General features: G+C 69.4%; 13 protein-coding genes. 6 read left to right on the top strand and 7 right to left on the bottom strand.

From position 1 onward, the window contains the following. Positions 1-38: 38 nt before the first annotated feature. A complete protein-coding gene (locus AB0L64_RS06280; protein ID WP_363708325.1) occupies positions 39-3,317 on the bottom strand; it encodes a LamG-like jellyroll fold domain-containing protein in 3,279 nt (1,092 codons plus the stop codon). A gap of 272 nt (positions 3,318-3,589) precedes the next feature. Here AB0L64_RS06280 and AB0L64_RS06275 point away from each other — a divergent pair, with 272 nt between their 5' ends. From AB0L64_RS06275 to AB0L64_RS06265, 3 genes are read left to right on the top strand one after another with little or no spacing between them, the layout of a single operon-like run. Next, the gene (locus AB0L64_RS06275; protein WP_355692305.1) at positions 3,590-4,246 is read left to right on the top strand and encodes a response regulator transcription factor; all 657 of its coding nucleotides are present in this window, start codon (positions 3,590-3,592) and stop codon (positions 4,244-4,246) included. Beyond that, on the top strand, positions 4,243-5,619 hold the full coding sequence (locus AB0L64_RS06270; RefSeq protein ID WP_363708322.1) for a HAMP domain-containing sensor histidine kinase: 1,377 nt from the start codon (positions 4,243-4,245) through the stop codon (positions 5,617-5,619). Before AB0L64_RS06275 ends, AB0L64_RS06270 begins: the two co-directional genes overlap by 4 nt. Further along, entirely contained in the window at positions 5,616-6,569 is a 954-nt protein-coding gene (locus AB0L64_RS06265) for a TAXI family TRAP transporter solute-binding subunit (RefSeq protein ID WP_363708320.1), read from the top strand. Before AB0L64_RS06270 ends, AB0L64_RS06265 begins: the two co-directional genes overlap by 4 nt. Here the strand turns inward: AB0L64_RS06265 and nadB are convergent. The 3 genes from nadB to nadC all read right to left on the bottom strand — a co-directional run bounded on the left by nadB (position 6,498) and on the right by nadC (position 9,947). Then, positions 6,498-8,057, bottom strand: a complete 1,560-nt coding sequence (gene nadB / locus AB0L64_RS06260; protein WP_363708318.1) for an L-aspartate oxidase — start codon at positions 8,055-8,057, stop codon at positions 6,498-6,500. The two genes, AB0L64_RS06265 and nadB, sit on opposite strands and share 72 nt — an antisense overlap. After that, positions 8,054-9,022 carry a quinolinate synthase NadA gene (gene nadA / locus AB0L64_RS06255; RefSeq protein WP_363708316.1) on the bottom strand — a complete coding sequence of 323 codons (969 nt, stop codon included), beginning with the start codon at positions 9,020-9,022 and terminating at the stop codon, positions 8,054-8,056. The genes nadB and nadA overlap by 4 nt, the downstream gene beginning before the upstream one ends. A gap of 64 nt (positions 9,023-9,086) precedes the next feature. After that, positions 9,087-9,947, bottom strand: a complete 861-nt coding sequence (nadC, locus tag AB0L64_RS06250) for a carboxylating nicotinate-nucleotide diphosphorylase (RefSeq protein ID WP_363708314.1) — start codon at positions 9,945-9,947, stop codon at positions 9,087-9,089. A gap of 67 nt (positions 9,948-10,014) precedes the next feature. Here nadC and AB0L64_RS06245 point away from each other — a divergent pair, with 67 nt between their 5' ends. Further along, positions 10,015-10,719: an NUDIX domain-containing protein gene (locus tag AB0L64_RS06245; RefSeq protein ID WP_363708312.1), complete on the top strand. Its 705-nt coding sequence runs from the start codon at positions 10,015-10,017 to the stop codon at positions 10,717-10,719. Positions 10,720-10,787: 68 nt separating this feature from the next. Here the strand turns inward: AB0L64_RS06245 and AB0L64_RS06240 are convergent, their stop codons facing one another. Then, positions 10,788-14,546 (bottom strand): S8 family serine peptidase, encoded by a 3,759-nt coding sequence (locus AB0L64_RS06240; protein ID WP_363708310.1) that lies wholly within the window; start codon positions 14,544-14,546, stop codon positions 10,788-10,790. Positions 14,547-14,801: 255 nt separating this feature from the next. On the opposite strand from AB0L64_RS06240, the gene AB0L64_RS06235 reads away from it, so the two are divergent. Together AB0L64_RS06235 and AB0L64_RS06230 are read left to right on the top strand one after the other, a co-directional pair. Beyond that, positions 14,802-15,974 carry a histidine kinase gene (locus AB0L64_RS06235; RefSeq protein ID WP_363708308.1) on the top strand — a complete coding sequence of 391 codons (1,173 nt, stop codon included), beginning with the start codon at positions 14,802-14,804 and terminating at the stop codon, positions 15,972-15,974. Further along, positions 15,949-16,602, top strand: a complete 654-nt coding sequence (locus tag AB0L64_RS06230) for a response regulator transcription factor (protein WP_363708307.1) — start codon at positions 15,949-15,951, stop codon at positions 16,600-16,602. The genes AB0L64_RS06235 and AB0L64_RS06230 overlap by 26 nt, the downstream gene beginning before the upstream one ends. An 8-nt stretch (positions 16,603-16,610) precedes the next feature. Here AB0L64_RS06230 and AB0L64_RS06225 read toward each other — a convergent pair whose 3' ends face one another. Further along, on the bottom strand, positions 16,611-17,084 hold the full coding sequence (locus AB0L64_RS06225; protein ID WP_363708305.1) for a hypothetical protein: 474 nt from the start codon (positions 17,082-17,084) through the stop codon (positions 16,611-16,613). Positions 17,085-17,179: 95 nt separating this feature from the next. Then, complete coding sequence (locus AB0L64_RS06220) at positions 17,180-18,034, bottom strand: aminoglycoside phosphotransferase family protein (RefSeq protein ID WP_363708303.1); 855 nt, start codon at positions 18,032-18,034, stop codon at positions 17,180-17,182. Positions 18,035-18,054: the final 20 nt, after the last annotated feature.

Raw genomic sequence — 18,054 nt, 5'->3', positions numbered from 1 at the left:
CATGGGGCGGGGCGGAACTGTTCCCACGGACGGGTGGGTCACAGCTGGGACGGCAAGTACAGGTCGGCGATCTGCTGATCCGAGAGCACACCGGAATACATCTGAACGTCGTCGATGGCGCCGGTGAAGAAGCCACCGAGGCCGGCGGCCGACGTCCATCCCGCTCCGAAGCGTGCCGCCCCGGTCGCGTTCCACGCACTGCGGTGATACGTCTCGGCCACGAACTGGCCGCCGACGTACAGCCGCAGCGTCTGAGCCTTCGCGTCGTACACCCCCGCGACGTGCGTCCACCCGCCGGCCACCGGCTCGTCGAACGGACCAACCGCCGTGTGCACTTCCGCCACGGCCGAGTCCGCGACCGGCATGGCCATTGACCAGCGGTAACCGCCGTACATGTCGTCCCAGGCGTATCCGAGGCTGAAACCGCTCACCTGCGAGCCGTCCTGACTGATCACGACTTCGTTCTTGCCGACCGCGGACGGCTTCACCCAGGCGGCGACCGTGAAGCTGCCGTCGGTGCGGACCGCCGGCCCGGACGCCGTCAGCACACCGGTGGTGCCGTTCAGCTGCACCGCGTTGCCGGTCTTGCCGGCCACGCGTGACACACCGCCGGCCGACCAACTGGCCGGATGCGCCCCGCCGGTGTCCCCGGCCGTCGTGCCGGAGCTCTCGTCCATCAGCCACTGACCGTCGCGCCGGGCCACCTGCTGGATCTCGCCCGGCAGCATCACCCGGTTGTAGACCTGCAGCTGGTCGAGGTCACCCGGCCAGTACTCGCCGTAGACGCCGTTGACCTTCGACCGCCCGATCTGGAACGAGCCGGCCGCGCTCCACGGCGTGGTGTACGCCGTGGTGGCCTCGAGGACACCGTTCACGTAAAGCCGGATCTGGGCGTTCGGCGCGTCGTACACACCGGTCAGGTGGACCCACCTGCCGTCCGCCGCGGGCACCGTGCTGGAGATCGCCCGGATGTACGTCGGCGAGGCGACATCGGCCGAGGTGCGGTTGAAAATCCACCGCCGGTACGAGCTCGAGTAGTACAACGTGAACGCGCCGGCCTGGGTCCCGACCTGGGTGGCGATCACCGCGTTGCGCGACGTGTCGGTCAGCCGTACCCAGCCGGACACGGACAACGAGTTCAGCGTGTTGACCACCGCCCCGCTCGTCGCCGCGTACCCCGTGGTGCCGTTGAGCGTCAGGGCACCGCCTTGCCTGCCGTCGCCCCAGGACGCGCCGCCACCCAGGGCGGCGCTGTGCCCTCCCGGCGCGGAGTCGACCGCCACCGTGCCGTCACCGGTCTCGTCCAGCCCCCAGTCCGCGACCGGACCGGGCGCCGGGCCTGCGTAGAACACCGCCGTCACCACCGCGGAACGGTTGCCTCCCGCATCGACCGAGCGGACGTGCACCCAGTTCACGTACCGATCCGGCACGACCGAGACCGTCACCTCGCCACCCGGCGCCGACGGCGTCGCGGTCAGATTCAGCGCGGTCGAGGTCCCGTTCAGGGCGTACTCGTACCTGACGACATCGGACTCGCCGTTCGCGCCGAAGGTCACCGGCAGGCTCGTCCCCATCACCGCGTCGCCGGCCCCGTTGTCCGGGAACCCCGACGACGCCGCCGTCGGCGCCTCAGGAACGGTGGCGTCCACGGCGAACTCGCACCACGGACTCCAGGCGCTGACGTCGATGCCGTCCTCGGCCCGTACCCGCCACTTGCCGACCGCACCGTTGCCGAAGGCACCCGACGGAACAGTGGTCGCCACGACCGTCGGCGTCGCACCCGCGACGGTCGGGGAGACGTACTCCCCGACAGGGGCCGAACCGTCGACCGCCCACCACTCGAAGTGCGCCTGGACCGAGTTGTCAGCGTCCTGGAGAGTCGCTCGAAGCGTCGGCGTCACCGTGGACACGACCAGCCGATCGGCGCCCGTCACACACGACGCCGAGCCTTCCGTGGTGAGGTTGGCCGGGTTGTCGGGAATCGTGTTGTAGTCGATGGTGATGCTCGGGTTGTTGGCGAACTTCTTCCACGAGTACGAGTCGTTGTGGCTCTCCGCCCACGTCGACGCGCGAAGTCCCTGCGTGACGTTGGACCAACCGTTGGCCGCGGCGTTGGTGACCTGGCTGGTCACGTTGAACTCCACCCCGCCGGCCGGGCAACTGGACGACGAGAAGCCCTTCGCGAAGCTCTTCTTCTCCATCTGGTACGCCCAGGTCGGCTGGTTCTTCCAGGTCGTCGCCGAGGAGATCGGGTTGGTCGCCCACACCTGCACCTCGCGCACCGTGCAGGACCACGACCAGTTCGCGGAGGTCTGCAGCGTGGCCTTGAGGATGTGCTTGTACTTCACGCCGCTGGTGTCGAACTGGAAGAACGAGCGGGTGCGCTTGTTGTCCGTGCTGTCGTAGCCCACCCGGGCGACCTTCTCCGAAGTGCCGAGGTTCGCGCCGTTGTAGAACGACGTGGTCGGGTAGTTGCTCCACACCTGGGTCCAGGCCTGCTTGATGCCGGACCACGACGGGTCGATGTAGACCGGGAACCGGGTGGTCTTGGCGGTCAGGAACGCCCGATCCGGCACCAGTGACAGCTGATCTCCGGCGACCCTGGCGCCGACTGCCGTGACCCGGCCACCGGGTTGTGCGGCGGACCCTTGACCGGAGGAGTCCCACATGTACGGCGCAGGTCCGCTGAACACGACCTCGCCGGCCGGATCCGTCGCGGTCAGGCCGGCGGCCGTGGCATGAACCGTCAAACCCTTGGCAGTCAGGCGATACGGCAGCGATCCGAGTCCCGGGTTCATCGCGGCCGCGGCGTTCTTGACCACCAGGATCTGTGACAGACCGGCAGTCGACGCAGTGAGGACGAGGTCGACACCGGGGAAGACCTCCCGGTAGGTCGCGGTGTCGCCGGACAACACCGGCTGCGGAAGTTTGCCCGGCCAGCCGACAGCCAGCTCACGGCCGTCCCGGCGAAGCCGCACCAGAGGCGTATCGCCGCCCCCGGAGAACGCCAGATCGAGTGGGCCGGCGACCGGCGCTACCGTTCCGTCCGCTCCGGCTCGCAACGTCATGTCCACCGGCACCCACCCGGACGACCCACGGACCCGGACCGGCAACGCCGACTCGTGCCGGGTGTACGAACCGTCCGGATTGGCGAACACCTGCCCTGTCTCGGTGGTCAGCGTGCCGACCTCGACCTGGCGCCCTGTCCTCGCGGCGACATCCCGCGCCTGCGCTTCGCCCAACACCGTCGAGGCTTCTGCCGGCGTCGAGGCGGTGACGACCAGCAAACTTGCGAGGAGGGCGAGGACACTGCTCATCGCCACCGCCAACCAACCGGCCTTACGCGGGCGTTGAAGAGTACGAGACGGCATGACGGCCTCCACGGGGCGACGAAGGAAGAACTGAGTCCTCCGTGTCAAGGAACACGGCCCGGCACTGTCGCGTCCACGACGTCCCCCACGATCCTGCGCGTATCGACAACAGACGTGCGCGTGTCGATCGGCACCCGGTCCAGAGGTGGTTCTCAAGGCCACGTAAGGATTCGGCGCCCGGGGTTGCGCAGTGCGGCCGTTGTCACGACATTGACGTCGTGCGGATACTGATCGCCGAGGACGACGACAGCGTCGGTGAGGCGCTGGTGGACGTCCTCGGCGCGCATGGTCACCAACCGGATCGGGTCTCCAGGGGCGCCGACGTGCTGCTTCGGCACAGCTCGGCCGATGTCGTGTTGCTGGACCTCGGCCTGCCCGACGGAGACGGGCTGGACGTGCTGCGAAAGCTGCGCCAGGTCAGCGAGGTACCGCTGGTGGTCGTCACCGCGCGCGGTGACGAGCGGTCGGTGGTGCGCGGCCTGCGACTCGGGGCGGACGACTATCTGGTCAAGCCTGTGCGGTTGGGCGAGCTGCTGGCCCGGATCGACGTGGTGGTCACCCGTCGAGCCCGGAGCTCGCTGCCGGCCGGCGTGGTCGAGGTCGGTGACGTCGTGATCGACCTGACCGCTCGACGTGTCAGGGTCGGCGAGCGGGAGATCGCGCTCACTCCGAAGGAGTTCGACCTGCTCGGGGCGCTGGCGCGCCGAGCAGGTGCCGCGGTGAGCCGCGAAGTGATCCTCGACGAGCTGTGGGGCGACGCCTTCCTGGCGAGCTCGCGGGCGCTCGACGTCCATCTCGCCCAGCTACGCGTCAAACTCGGCAGTCCCGGCCTGATCACCACCATCCGCGGTTTCGGATACCGGCTCGGTTCATGAGAACGCGAGTCCTGATCGTGCTGACGGTCTTCTCACTCGTCGCAGTTGCCGGGTTGGTTCTGCCGCTGCTCGCGACCACCTCTCAGGCCCGCACGCAGGAACTGCTGCTCAGCCGCGTCGCAACGCTCGACCGGCTCGCTGCACTGGCCAGGGAAGTGAGGGACGCCGGCGACCTGGCCACCGTGCAGGCAGAAGCAGACCGGATGACCGAGGTGTACGGCGAAGACCTGCTGCTGGTGGGCCCGAGCGGACACCCTCTCATGTCCACGGGCTCGCTGGACCTCAACGATCCGGGGGTGCGGGAGACCCTTGCCTCCGCGTCCCGGAACCTTGCGCAGACGACCCTCGACCCGGTGCGGCCGTGGAGCGAGCGACGGCACCTGCTGGCCCGTCCCGTGGGCACCCCGCATGAGTTGGCCGGCGCAGTCGTGCTGCGCGTCGACGCCGGCCGGGCGATCTCCGGCGTCCGCCGCGACTGGGCGCTGATCGTGACCGGGGCGGTCGCCGCCGAGTTGCTCCTCCTCGAGTTGGCGATCCTCCTCACCCGCTGGGTGGTCCGTCCGGTCCGCCGGCTCGAGGAGGCCGTCGTCGGCCTTGCCGAAACGCCGACGACGGGCCCGGCTGTCATGCTGTCCGGGCCGCCCGAGCTACGCCATCTGACCCGATCGTTTGCGGACATGGCAGCCACGGTCACACGCTCCCTGGAGATGCAGCGCCGGATGGTGGCCGATTCGTCGCACCAGCTGCGGAACCCGCTCGCGGCCGTCCGCCTCCGGCTCGACGCTCTGGCCTCGGAGCTCCGCGATCCGTCCAGCCCGCGGTTCGCCGGCATCCAGCAGGACCTTGATCGGCTCGAAGCGCTGCTCAACGATCTGCTCAGGCTTGCCGAGGCCGAGAGCCGGCGCCCGGATGCCGTGGCCGGTCAGTCGGTGGTGTCCGAGGTGCTGCCCGGTGAAGTGGGAGCATGGCGGCTGCTCGCTGCCGAGAACGGTGTCGACCTGGCAGCCGAGCTCGCCGCTGTACCGCCGGTGGCGGTCAGCGAAACCGACCTGCGACAGATCGTCGGCGCCCTCGTCGACAATGCGATCAAGTACGCCGGCCACGGAGCGCGGGTGACCGTCCGGATCGAGAAGTCCGGCGCGGACGGCGTCCGGCTCAGTGTCGTCGACGACGGGCCAGGGCTTCCCCGAGAGCAACGCGAGTTGGCATTGCAGCGGTTCTGGCGCGCCGATCAGCACCAGTCGCCGCGAGGCAGCGGCCTCGGCCTGGCGATCGTCGACCAATTGGTGAGCGCCGCCGGCGGGACGCTCACGATCGAGGCGGTGACGCCACACGGCCTGGCGGTTCACGTCGACCTGCGGACGGCGACATGAGCGACGAAGCAGGCACTGGGCAGCACATGCTGCGCTTGTCCCGGCGGGTTCTGCTGGCCGCCGGACTGGCCTCGCTCGTCGGTGGTTGCGGCTCTGACCACCCCGTCGTGGACCGGCTGGTCGTGGCCGGCGGTGAGCGTGGCGGGTTCTACCTGGAGTTCGCACAGCTCCTCGCCACCCAGCTGACGGCTGCAAAGGTCGCCCGGGCCGTCGAGGTGCGGTCGACCGAGGGCAGCCTGCAGAACCTCGAGCTCCTGCGTCTCAAACAAGCAGACTTGGCAATATGCCTCGCCGATGCCACGGCGCAGTCGCGCGAGGTCGTCGCTCTCGGCAGGGTGTACGAGAACTATTTGCAGTGCGTGGTCCGCGCGGCCGGACCCGTCCGCAAGTTGCCTGACCTGGTCGGCAAGCCGATTTCTGCCGGGCCACCAGGCGCCGGTGCCGCGCTGACCACGAACCGGCTCCTGATCGCGGCCGGCATGCACGCCGAGCGTGCCCCCGTGGTCGCCAACCTCCATCTGTCGGACGCCGCCGACGCGCTTGCCGCCGGACGGATCGACGCGATGTTCTGGTCCGGCGGGGTACCGACCCGGCGGCTGTCGGATCTTTCCGCTCAGGTGCCTATCCGCCTGCTGCCGCTCGATCGCTGGCTGTCCACGCTGCGCACGGCGTACGGCGTGGTCTACCAGCGGGCGCAGATCCCGGCCGGCACCTACAGCGGTGCCGAACAGGTCAGCACGATCGGCGTACCGAACCTGCTGATCTGCCGGCCTGAAGTGCCCCGTGCGGTCGCGTCGAAGATCGTCGACGTACTCGTCAAACATGCGTCAGGGCTCGTGCCGGCCGCTGCGGTCGGCGCACACTACCTCGATCCGAACTCACTCATCGGTACCAGCCCGTTGAAGCTCCACCCGGGCGCGGCCGAGCGCTACCGCAGCGTCCACGGCTGAGCTCAGCGTGGTCGGGCGGCCTTCTTGGTCGAGGCGTACGACGATGTGCTCGTCCCATCGTTCGTCGGCGTGCGGATGGTCGGAACGCCAGTGACAGCCGCGGCTGTCCTGGCGGACGGTCGCCGCGACGACGACAGCCCGCGCCACCGTCGCGAGCGGTCCGGTGCCCATGGAGTCGAGCTCGTCCACGGCGGCGTTCAGACCGGCTCCGTCGCGACGGATACCGGCGTACCTGCTGAGGATCGCGCGGATCCGCTCCGGTTGCCGATCCTCGCCGAGCAGGAGCTCACGGGGGCGGCCAACGGCCTTGGCGGGGAGGTCGAGGGTCAGGGCCGTTGCGACGCGCCGTCCGAAGACGAGTCCTTCCAGCAGGCTGTTCGAGGCGAGCCGGTTGGCGCCGTGGACGCCGGTCGCGGCGACCTCGCCGACCGCGTACAGGCCGGGTACGTCGGTGGCGCCGCTCCGATCGGTCCGAACGCCGCCGCACAGGAAGTGTTCGGCCGGCGCGACCGGTATCTGCTCGGTCAACAGGTCGACACCGATGCGTGCGCACGAGGCCAGCACGGTCGGGAACCGCCTCCGGAGGACGTCGGGCGCGACAGCGGTCGCATCCAGCCAGACATGGTCCGACCCGTCGCGGCGCATCGTCGACTCCATCGCCCGAGCGACGACGTCTCGCGGCGCCAGGTCGGCTCGCGGATGCCGTCCGGCCATGATCCGGCGGCCGTGGACGTCGCGCAGTACGGCGCCCTCACCCCGGACGGCCTCGGTGACCAGGGGCAACTGACCGCTGGTCTCACCGGTATGGAGCGCGGTCGGGTGGAACTGGACGAACTCCATGTCCACCAGCGACGCGCCGGCTCGCAGCGCCAAGGCGATCCCGTCACCGCGTACCGTCGCGGGATTGGTGCTGGCCAGGTACGCGTTGCCGATACCACCGGTGGCCAGCACGACGGCGCGCGCCTCGATCTGCTGAACCTCGGTGCCCGTTTCAACGAGCACGCCGACCACGCTTCCGTACTCCGACTGCAGCAGACCGACGGTACGCCCGGTCACGGTCTGGACGCTGCTTCGCTGCAGGGCACTGAGGAGCGCGCGATGAACCTCGGCGCCGGTGGCGTCACCGCCTGCGTGCACGATCCGGGGACGACTGTGGCCGCCCTCCAGGGTCCTCGACAGCGAGCCGTCGCTGTTGCGGTCGAAGCGGGCCCCGTGGGCGATGAGTTCGGCAAGGCGCTGCGGTCCCTCCTCGACCAGCGCACGGACGTTGCGGGGATCGCAGAATCCCGCGCCCGCGACCTCGGTGTCGTACAAGTGGTCGAGCGGATCGTCCTCGCCGTACGCGGCCGAGATGCCGCCCTGCGCCCAGGGCGTGCTGCCGTCGCCGGCGCTGAGCAGGAGTACTTCGCGGGTGGCCGCGAGGCCGAGTGCGGTTGACAGGCCCGCTACGCCGGAGCCGATGACGACGACATCGGCCACGCGCTTCATCGAGCGCCCGCAGGCTTGCCGATGGCAACCATCCGCTCGACCGAGCGCCGGGCCCGCTCGACGACCTCAGGCGGTAGCTGGATCTCGTCGCGTCCCTCCCGCAGGCACCGCACCAGCAGCTCGGGGGTGATCATCTTCATGAAGCGGCACGAGGCCTTCGGGTTCACCGGCAGGAACGTCGTCCGCTGGTTGACCTTGCGCAGCTGATGGAGCATGCCGATCTCGGTCGCGACCAGAGCCGTCTTGGCGGTCAGGCCGCGAGCGGTGTCCAGCATGCCGGCGGTGGAGAGGATGTGGGTCCGCTCGGCCGGAAGGTCACCGACGCCGGCGAGCCAGATGGCCGACGACGCGCAGCCGCACTCGGGGTGTACGAGGACCTCGGCCGCGGGATCGGCGGCTACCTGAGCGCGCAGATCGGCCGCGCTGATGCCGGCATGCACGTGACACTCGCCCATCCACACCTCGATGTTGTCCCGGCCGGTCTGTCGCCGGACGTGCGCGCCGAGGAACTGATCGGGCAGGAACAGGATCGGCCGGTCCGCCGGAATCGAGTTCACCACCTCGACCGCGTTGGACGACGTACAGCAGACGTCCGCCTCGGCCTTCACCGCCGCGCTCGTGTTGACATAGGCGACAACAACGGCGTCGGGGTGCTCGGCCTTCCAGGCCCGGAGCTGGTCGGCGTCGATGGTGTCCGCGAGCGAGCAGCCCGCCTGGGCCGTCGGGATCAGCACGGTCTTGTCCGGGCTGAGGAGTTTGGCGGTTTCGGCCATGAAATGCACGCCGCAGAACACGATCGTGGACGCATCGGTACTGGCCGCGATGCGCGACAGTGCGAGTGAGTCGCCGACGTGGTCCGCCACGTCCTGGATCGCCGGTTCCTGGTAGTTGTGGGCGAGGATCACCGCATCCCGCTCCTGGGCGAGGCGCCGTACCTCTTCCTGCCAGCTGATTGCCGTGGTCACAACAGGTCCTTCTTTCGGGAGGTTTTCGCTTGATAAGCGATAACTGGGCATGACGATGCCTGGTTCATCCGTCGTTGCCGGCCACCAGCAGACTGATGTCAAGTGCGGCAGGGGAGTGGGTCAGGGCGCCGACCGAGATGGCATCGACGCCGGTGGCGGCGACATCCGCGATGGTGTCCAAGGTGATGTTGCCGGAGGCCTCGAGCCGGGTGGGGGATCCGGAGATGTTGCGCCACTCGACGATCAGGGCCAGCTGCTCGATCGTCATGTTGTCCAGCAGGATCCACTCGACCCGGCAGTCCAGCGCTTCGCGGGCCTCATCCGCAGTGGTGACCTCGACCTCGATGGCCATGCCGTTGTCTTCGGCGGCCATGCCGTCCCGGACCCGGCGAACGGCCGGGAGGACGCCGCCGGCCGCGGCGAGGTGGTTCTCCTTCAGCAGAACCATGGCGGACAGGTCGAGCCGGTGGTTGGTCCCGCCGCCGCAACTCACGGCGTACTTGTCCATCGCGCGGAGGCCGGGTGCTGTCTTTCGGGTGTCGAGGAGCGCGACCGGACGCGCTCCGATCGCGGCCACGAAGGCCGCCGTGAGGGTTGCGATGCCCGACATCCGCTGGGCGAAGTTCAGCGCCACCCGCTCGCCGGTGATGATCGACCGCGCCGCCCCGCTGATCCACGCCAGCGGCTGCCCCGGGACCACCGGATCACCATCGGCAACAGCCGTCCGCACTTTCACGGTGGGATCGACTGCGGCGTACACCTCCTGTACGGCGGTCAGACCGGCCACGCGACCGGACTGCTTGGCGATCATCGTCGCCTCGGCCTCCAGCGTCTCCGGGACGCTCCACCGAGTGGTTACATCGTCTGCCGCCTGGTCCTCGGCCAGTGCCGTCAGCACCGCGCTCCGGACCGTCTCCGTTTCCATCTGTTGCACCCTCCATGATGTTTTCGCTTCACAGGCGATAACTAACTGGCACGCTACCATCGGCCTCGTGCCCACAGCCAAGAAAGGTGATCCGGTTAACTTCCCCAGTTACCCGCACGAGGTGCTCGCCGTGGTCCTGTCCGTTCGCGAGGGCAGGCTGTGTGTGCTGCTGTGGAAGCGCGCACAGAGCCCGTACCGCGGCCGCTGGGCGCTTCCCGGCGGCGGGGTCGAGCCAACGGAGCGGCTCCGGGAGGCCATCACCGGACACCTTGCGACGAAGGTCGACGTTCGCGACGTCGCGCACCTCGAACAGCTGGCCACGCACAGCGCGATCGATCGTGATCCGCGGGCCCGCGTGCTGGCGACGGCGTATCTGGGCCTGGTTCCGTCCGACGTACAACCGAGGCTTCCGTCCGACACGCAGTGGCACCCCGTGGACGAGCTGCCGCGGACCGCGTTCGATCATCACTACTTCATCGAGGCCGCGGTCGCGCGGCTGCGCGCGAAACTGTCGTACACGAACATCGGTTTCGCGCTGGCTCCGCTGGAGTTCACCATCGCGGAGCTTCGCGATCTGTTCGGCGCCGCACTCGGCTACGAGCTCGGCGCCACCAACCTCACCCGCGTCCTGACCCGCCGGCACGTGATCGACCCCACCGACCGCCGAGCCAGCCCCGGCCAGAGCGGCGGCCGTCCGGCGACCGTCTACAAGTTCGCGGCCCGCGAGCTGACCGTCACCGACCCGTTCGCAGTACTCCGCCCACCCCGCTGACACCGTGCCGCTCTCGCAGACCGTCTGGAAAGCGCGGGCGACCGGCGTCCGCCGGCCGCCCGCCGGCATTACCTGAGCCCGAAGGCCCGGACGATCGTCTGGCTGATGCCACCGCCGTTGCGTTGCTTGGCCATGACCCGCAGCGACACCTGCCCGGCCCGCGCCGGCGCCTGCAGCCGCGTCTCCCAGCTGCCCTTGCTCTCCTTCAGCTGCAGGCGTTGCCAGGTCGCCCCGTCGTCGTACGAGACCTCCAGCCCGACCGAGACCACCGCGTCCTGCCGGGCGCTGCTGCCCAGCACCACCGGCTTGACGGCGAAGACCGAGTTCCGCTTCGCCCGGCCAGCCGCGTTGACGTCCACGCCGTAGTCGAGCTGGGCCAGCGGCAGCGGCTGGTTCTCCGCCTCCCCGGACGTGAAAGTCCACTCGGTGTGCGTGCTCGTCGAGTACGGCGTCAGCTCGGCGTTTCCGACGGTGTCGGCCACCAACCGGTACGGCCGCTTCTCCGGCGCCAGGTCGCCCACGCCGAAGTCCGGCCGCGGGCCGTTCCCGACCAGCTTCTCCTCGCCCTGGTACAGCGCGAAGCTGCGTGTCATCAGCGAGTCGCCGCTGTGCGCGGAGCCGCCGTCGCCGAACCCGGCGATCATGCCGCCCATCGCGTTGCCGACCCGGTGCGGGAGCTCGAACTCGAGCATCCGCGGCCGCACGATCGGACCGAACCAGCGCTGGCTCTGCACGCTGCCCGGCTGGTAGCTCGTGATGTCGGTGAACGTCGCCCAGCCGTTGATCGAGGCGTACTGCTGCCACTTCGCGCCCGCCGACACCCAGTCCGTCCGGTGCCCCACCGCGGGCTTCGCCGGGAACCGCGGTGCCCGGATCGACCCGAACACGGCGTACGGAAAGGCGGCCGGGAAGTACTCGTACGCCGGGCTGTCCTCGCGGCTCTCCAGGACCTGCTGCCCGTTCGGGGGAGCGAAGTCGTTCTCGATCCGGGCGAGGCTGCCGGGGTCCGTGGCCGCGGACGGGTCGTCCGGGACCCTGCCCTGGTGGTAGTCGACCAGGTCGTACAGGTACGACGGCACCGGGTTGGCCGCGACGGTCAGCTCGGTCCGGCGCGTGCTGAGCCTCTTGATCAGCGCCTCGCCGTCGTCGAGGGTGAGCGACACCGTCGGGATCGGGCCGAGGGTCCGGCCGTCGGCTCCGCCGTACCAATCGTTGTAGCGGCCGATCCCGTCGTTGACCACGAGCAGCATGGCCGCGCCGGCGGCGTGCGCCGCGGCGACCCGGTCCGCGGGCGGCACGTCGATGCTGTTGCGGACGACGACCGCCTTGCCGCGCGCGTCCAGAGCGGCGTACTCAGCGGGCGTGCCGGTGCCGGCGAGGACGGCCGTGACGCGCGTCGTACCGGCGCGGAACGCGGGGGAGCCGGGCTGAACGAGCAGTGAGTCGTCGAGGCTGCGGCCGTCGTAGCTGATCGTCAGCGGCGTCTGTTCGGCCCGGAACCGGGTGGTCAGCACGAAGCTGCCAGTGCGCACCTTGTTCTCCGTCGGCAGCGCCCAGAAGCTGTCGTAGTCCGGCGGTGGCATGAAGATCTCGTGCAGCGCGGCCCTGTCGTCTGGGGTCGGTTGCGCCGAGGTGAAGGACCGGAAGAGGTCGAACCTGCTCGTGGTGACGGTCGTCGGCTTGGGCGTGTCGACCTTGATCGGACGGCTCCGCGACGCGTCCAGGACGACGTCCCGGTCCGCGGTGAGGTCGACCTCGGGCGCGGTCAGGAAGGCCAGGCCGAGCGAGTGCGGGCCGTTGCTGCCGGGCACGTCCAGGGTCGAGACGATCGTGTACGAGCCGGGCGCCCACCGGCTGGTGAGTTGGCCGTCGGCTGCCCACAACATGGTGGACTTCCCGTCGGCGCCGGTGACCTCGACCTCTCCGCTGACCGGCTTGCCGGTCTGGTCCTTCAGGTGGACGGTGAGGTTGTACTTCTTGGGTTCGACGGCCAGCCCGACGGCCGTGTGCACGGTACCGGTCGAGGAGGTCGCGAAGACCTGGGCGGAGTACTGGCCTGGAGCCAGGCCGTTCGGGTCCGCCGTGAAACCGACCGCGGCGGTGCCCTTCGCCGGCACTGTCACCTGGGTCGCCGCGAGGCGGAAGATCCCGGCCCGGTCGGTGGACAGCCGCAGCGTGAGCGGCTTGTCCGTGGTGTTGCGGTAGCTGATCTGCCGCTCGACCGGCGTCCGGGTCGGCTCCGGCGACCATGGGACGAGCCCGGCGTCGACCGAGCCGCTGGCGAGGAGCTGGCCGTGCAGCGAGGCCGCCGCAACGTCGACGCGTCCGGTCCCCGCCTGGTACGGCGTGTACGCGGGCGTCAGCTTGCTGGTGCTCATCAGCGCGTCCTTGAGCTGCTGCCCGGTCCAGTCCGGGTGCTGCGCGGCGAGCAGGACGGCCGCGCCGGCGACGTGCGGAGCTGCCATCGACGTACCGCTGTCCGTCCGGTAGTAGCCCTCGCCGCCGTCGTTCATGTACTGCGACCGCGCGGCCAGCACGTCGACGCCGGGTGCGGTCAGGTCGGGCTTGAGACCGTCGTCCATCAGCCGCGGGCCGACGCTGGAGAAGTCGGCCAGCTGGTCCGAACCGTCCACCGCGCCGACGGTCAGGGCGGCGTCCGCCGTACCCGGTGAGCTGACGCTGTACGGGCTGCTCCCCGAGTTGCCCGCGGCGATCACGAACAGGGCTCCGGTCTCGGCGCTCAGCTCGTTCACGGCCTGACTCAGCGGATCGTCCTGGGTGTGCCAGGCCGCCGTCCCCAGGCTCATGTTGATCACCTTGGCGTGCTCGGTCCGCGCCGCCCACTCCATTCCGGCGATGATCCCGGAGATCGGACCCGAGCCGCTGTCGCCGAGCACCTTGCCCACGATGAGATCGGCGTCCGGTGCGACGCCACGTTCCTTGCCGTCCGAGGCCGCGCCGGTGCCGGCGACGGTCGACGCGGTGTGCGTGCCGTGACCGTTGCGGTCGACGACGTCCTCACCGGCCACGAAGCTCTTGGTCGCCACGATCCGCGGTGCCAGGTCCGGGTGCCCCAGGTCTACACCGGAGTCCAGGACCGCGACCCGCACGCCCTTGCCGGTCTCGCCCGCCGCCCACGCCGCGGGCGCGCCGATCTGTGCGGTGGTGTCCGCGAGCATCGTCCGCGCCTTGCTGTCGAGCCAGACCTTGCCGATCCCCGCCGCGAACGAGGGCGCCGCGACGGTGCTCGCCTTCGCCCGCGGACCGCTCTGCCCGGTCAGCGCCGACCAGAGCGCCGGCGCTTCCGCCTTCTCGGCCTTGACGGCCGCGCCCTCGACCGACGGCAGGTCGAGCGTGGTGGTCGTGCCCGGCAGCGCCGAGCGGCGCGCGGACTTGGCGGCCACGCCAGGCGAGCCGGTGACGACCAGCGGGAGATCCTTGCTCCTGGCGTTGTCGTACCCCTGGGCCACCAGCTCACTGACGTTGAACAGCTGCTTGTCGAGCTGCCCGGTCGCCAGGTACGGCATCGCGGCGCCGGGGTAGACAAACGTGTCGCCGTTCTCGACGCTGACCCGCACCGGTCCCGTCGACCGTGGAGCGCGTTCGACGGCCTGCACCGACACAGCGCGGCCGGGACCGGGCGCGACCGTGACCTTGTCGCCGGTGATGAGCGTCAGGTCGAGAGGTGTCCCCCCTGCCGCGGCCGCGACGCCGGCAGTGGGGAGCGGTGGGGGAGGTTCGGCGCCGGCCGTCGTCGGAGTGGCAAGACCGACGACCAGGAGAAACGCGGCGCCCGGCACGAGCAGCCGACGGGCAGAAGAACGCATGGTGTCCTCTCGGTGGTCTGGAGTGACGGAATCTGATCAGCACCGCGGACAGATGTAAACGAATTGCCCGTTCTCGCCACCAACCCCGGGATTTGGCAAGAATGGGCACGCAGTCAGGTCTGCTGTAGCAGCCGTTCCTCCCACAGAACCCAGCGGGCCGACGCGAAGCCGAGCCGCATTCGTCTTGGCATCGGCGACAGCATAGGTTGTATAGCTACATGTAGGGCGGCTATTCTCGGCCAGGTGGAGCGACGGATGATCCTGCGGGCGGGCCATGTCTCGCCGCGGGGTGTGGATGTGATGCTCCTGGTTGCGGTGGCCGGATCGGTTTCGGTGGCGGTCGCGGCGGATCAGGCCAGTTCGCGGCCGGTCGACCCGCTGCCCTATCTGTGGGCTGCGGGCCTGGGCGCGTTGATGATGCTGCGCAGGCAGACGCCGGCCCTGGTGCTGGCCATGACTGCGATCGGCTTCTTCACCTACTACGCCGCCGGCTTCCCCGCGATCGGCGTCGCCGTGCCGATCGCTGCTGCCTTGTACTCGGCCGCCGAAGCTCGGCGGACGTTTGCGGCCGTGGTGACCGGAGCCGTTGCGCTGCTGGCCTCGACCTGTTACCGGCTCGCGAGCGGACAGTCGATCGCTTTCGTGCTCGGCTACGAGTTGGTGTCGCACGCTGCTCTGATTGCGGCGGTCATCGCGTTGGGAGACGGCGTGCGGGCTCGCCGCGAGCTCGCGGAGCGCGGACGCACTGTCGCCGAACTGACAGCGCGCGAGAGCACCCTGCAGGCTGAAGCCAGCGCCCGCAGACAGCGGTTGGGGCTTGCTCGTGACCTGCACGATTCCCTCGGGCATGCGCTCTCGGTCGCCGCGTTGTTTCTGGGCGCCGCCAGGGACAAGTACGGCGTCACCTCCGTCGCCGGAGAGGATCCGCTGAATCGAGCGCGAACTGCTGTGATCGAGGCGATGGCTCACCTTCGGTCGACGGTCTCGTTGCTCAGATCACCGGGGGATCAGCCGTCGGCGCCCACATTGGACGACCTTCCGGCCGTTCTTCAGAGCCCGAGGCTGGCCGGCGTAGACGTCGACCTCCGGATGGACCAGGGACTGCGAGCCGATCCGGAGGTGCAGCACGTCGTGTATCGGCTGGTGCAGGAGGCCGTCACGAATTCGCTCAAGCACTCGGACGCCTCGTGTATTCGTGTCCACATCGGTTCCGACGACCGGGGAAACCTCACTGTCGACGTTATTGACGACGGCACGTCGTGGTCCGGGTCGGCTGCCGTTCCGCCGTACGGCAACGGCCTGGAAGGAATGCGGGAACGAGTCCACGCCGTATCAGGTGTGCTCGAGATCAGCGTCGACAACGGCTGGCGGGTCAGCGCGAGCCTTCCGGCAGGGGGTGCGGATGATTCGCGTACTGCTGGTCGATGACCAGGCGCTGGTGCGAGTAGGCCTGCGCGCACTGATCGACCGCGGCGACACCATGCGCGTGGTCGGAGAAGCCCGCGACGGCCGGCAAGCCCTGAACTTGGGGCGGCAACTCCGCCCGGACGTCTACCTCATGGACCTGAGGATGCCGGTGATGTCAGGCATCGAAGCGATTCTCGCCATCCGTGCGGACCCCGCGCTCGCGTGCACCCCAGTGCTGGTCCTGACCACGTTCGACGACCACGACGAGGTGATCGAAGCGGTGCGGGCCGGCGCGACAGGCTATCTGCTCAAGGATGTCGAGCCTGAGGACCTGCGACAGGCGATCCGCGTCGCCGCTCGAGGCGACGCGGTACTGGCGCCTGCGATCGCACATCAGTTGATGCAACGATTGGCTCGGTCTGCCGGTCCGGTGAAGCCTGACCCGAGGGTCGAAGCCTTGACCGACCGCGAACGCGAGGTCCTGACCGAGATCGGCCGCGGCTGCTCGAACGAGGAGATCGGCCGCGCGCTGTTCATCAGCCCGGAAACCGCCCGTACCTACGTCAGCCGGCTTCTGACCAAACTTCAATCCCGCGACCGCGCCCAGCTGATCGTGCTCGCGCACCGCTGGGGACTCGTGAGCGGCTGAACAGCCTTCTACCCGCGATCGGCGGACCGTCGGCGAAGAGCCTGTACGAGTACGGCTACGAGGCCGCATACCAACCCGGTTCCCGCGCCGGTGAACAAACTGCTGATGCTCGCCGCCGCGCGCAGCACGACCTCCTCGGCACCCGGTGACAGGGTTCCCTCCAGGTTGCCGCCGAGACTCGGGCCTGCGCCGTCGAATGCCTCGTTCCAGGCCAGATTGTGTCCGAGCGCGAGGATGACGCCGTAGCACGTGCCGATGACGAGCAGCGTCAGCAACGGCGATCGAGCGCGCGAGCGCAGCGTGGCCGCGATCCAGATGGCACCAGGAACAAAGACGAGCAGACCTGCGACTGCTGTGTTCGGGATCAGGTCGAGGTCGTGCAGCACGACGCGGGGCGCCGCAAGCAAGGACAGCGCGGCGAGCTGCCACAGTGGGCGGCCCAGTTTGGCTGCCGTCCGCGGATCCGATACGAGGTTGATCATGACCTGACCGTAGAAGTGCCGCCGCGGCGACGAATCCGCGCAGGAGCGACAGTCTCGACGCTGTATCGCGACACTTGCGTCGCCTGCTGCGGACGTCAGATCGAGGCGAACAGCTCGCCCAGGGCGGCCAGCGACTTGTCGCGGTAGGTGTCGCGCCCGGGCTCCTGCCCGAACTGAAGATCCTCGAGCAGGGAACAGCGCGCGTAGAACCAGGCACGGTCCCGGAGATCGTCGCCGGCCGGGTACCGTTCGAGGGCGGCCTCGAAACCGGTGGTGCCCAGGTCGCGCAGGATCAGACCGAGGTCGCGGGCCGGGTCACAGATGGCAGCGTCGGACCAGTCGATGATGCCGGAGACCGAACCGGTGCTCTCGGCAACGAGAACGTGCTCGATGCCGAGGTCGTTGTGGGAGAAGACCAGCGTCTGTGCCGGGTCAGGCAGTGGCGCGCGCAGGAAGTCCTCGATGCCGCGGTGCTGGCCGGGTGCCAGGCGTTCTGCGACGTCTGCGTACAGCTCCGCCGCTTCGTCACGCCAGTTGGCCAACGGCTCGTCGTCGACGTCTGCGATATCGGACCAAAGGTCTGGCTCGGACGCGTGCAGGGCGGAGAGGAACCCTCCGAGCTCCGCGCCGACACCTGCAGCCCAGGCCGACCGGCGGGCCGGCGAAAGATCGATGAGCGGCGTACCCGGGAGCTTCCGATAGGCGATGCAGTCGTGCTCGGGCAGGATGAAGACCGGTTCCGGCGCAGGCAGCGTGCTCACCTCGCCGAGCAGATCGAGCAGCGCCGCCTCTCGCCGTACCGCACCAGGCTCCCGGGCGATCCGAACCACGAGCTCGCTGTTCACCTCGTAGGCGACGTTGTCCAGTCCCGCGCCGAGCGGCACGACGCGTCGGACGCGGTAGCCGGGCAGCCCGATCGCCACCAGCTCGCGAACCTGAGAATCGGTCATGCCTGGACATGCTAATGGCG

The sequence above is a fragment of the Kribbella sp. NPDC051936 genome (assembly GCF_040680955.1).
Classification (GTDB): Bacteria; Actinomycetota; Actinomycetes; order Propionibacteriales; family Kribbellaceae; genus Kribbella.
Note: the sequence above shows the minus strand (reverse complement) of the source record. Positions and strands in the feature narration are given on the sequence as shown.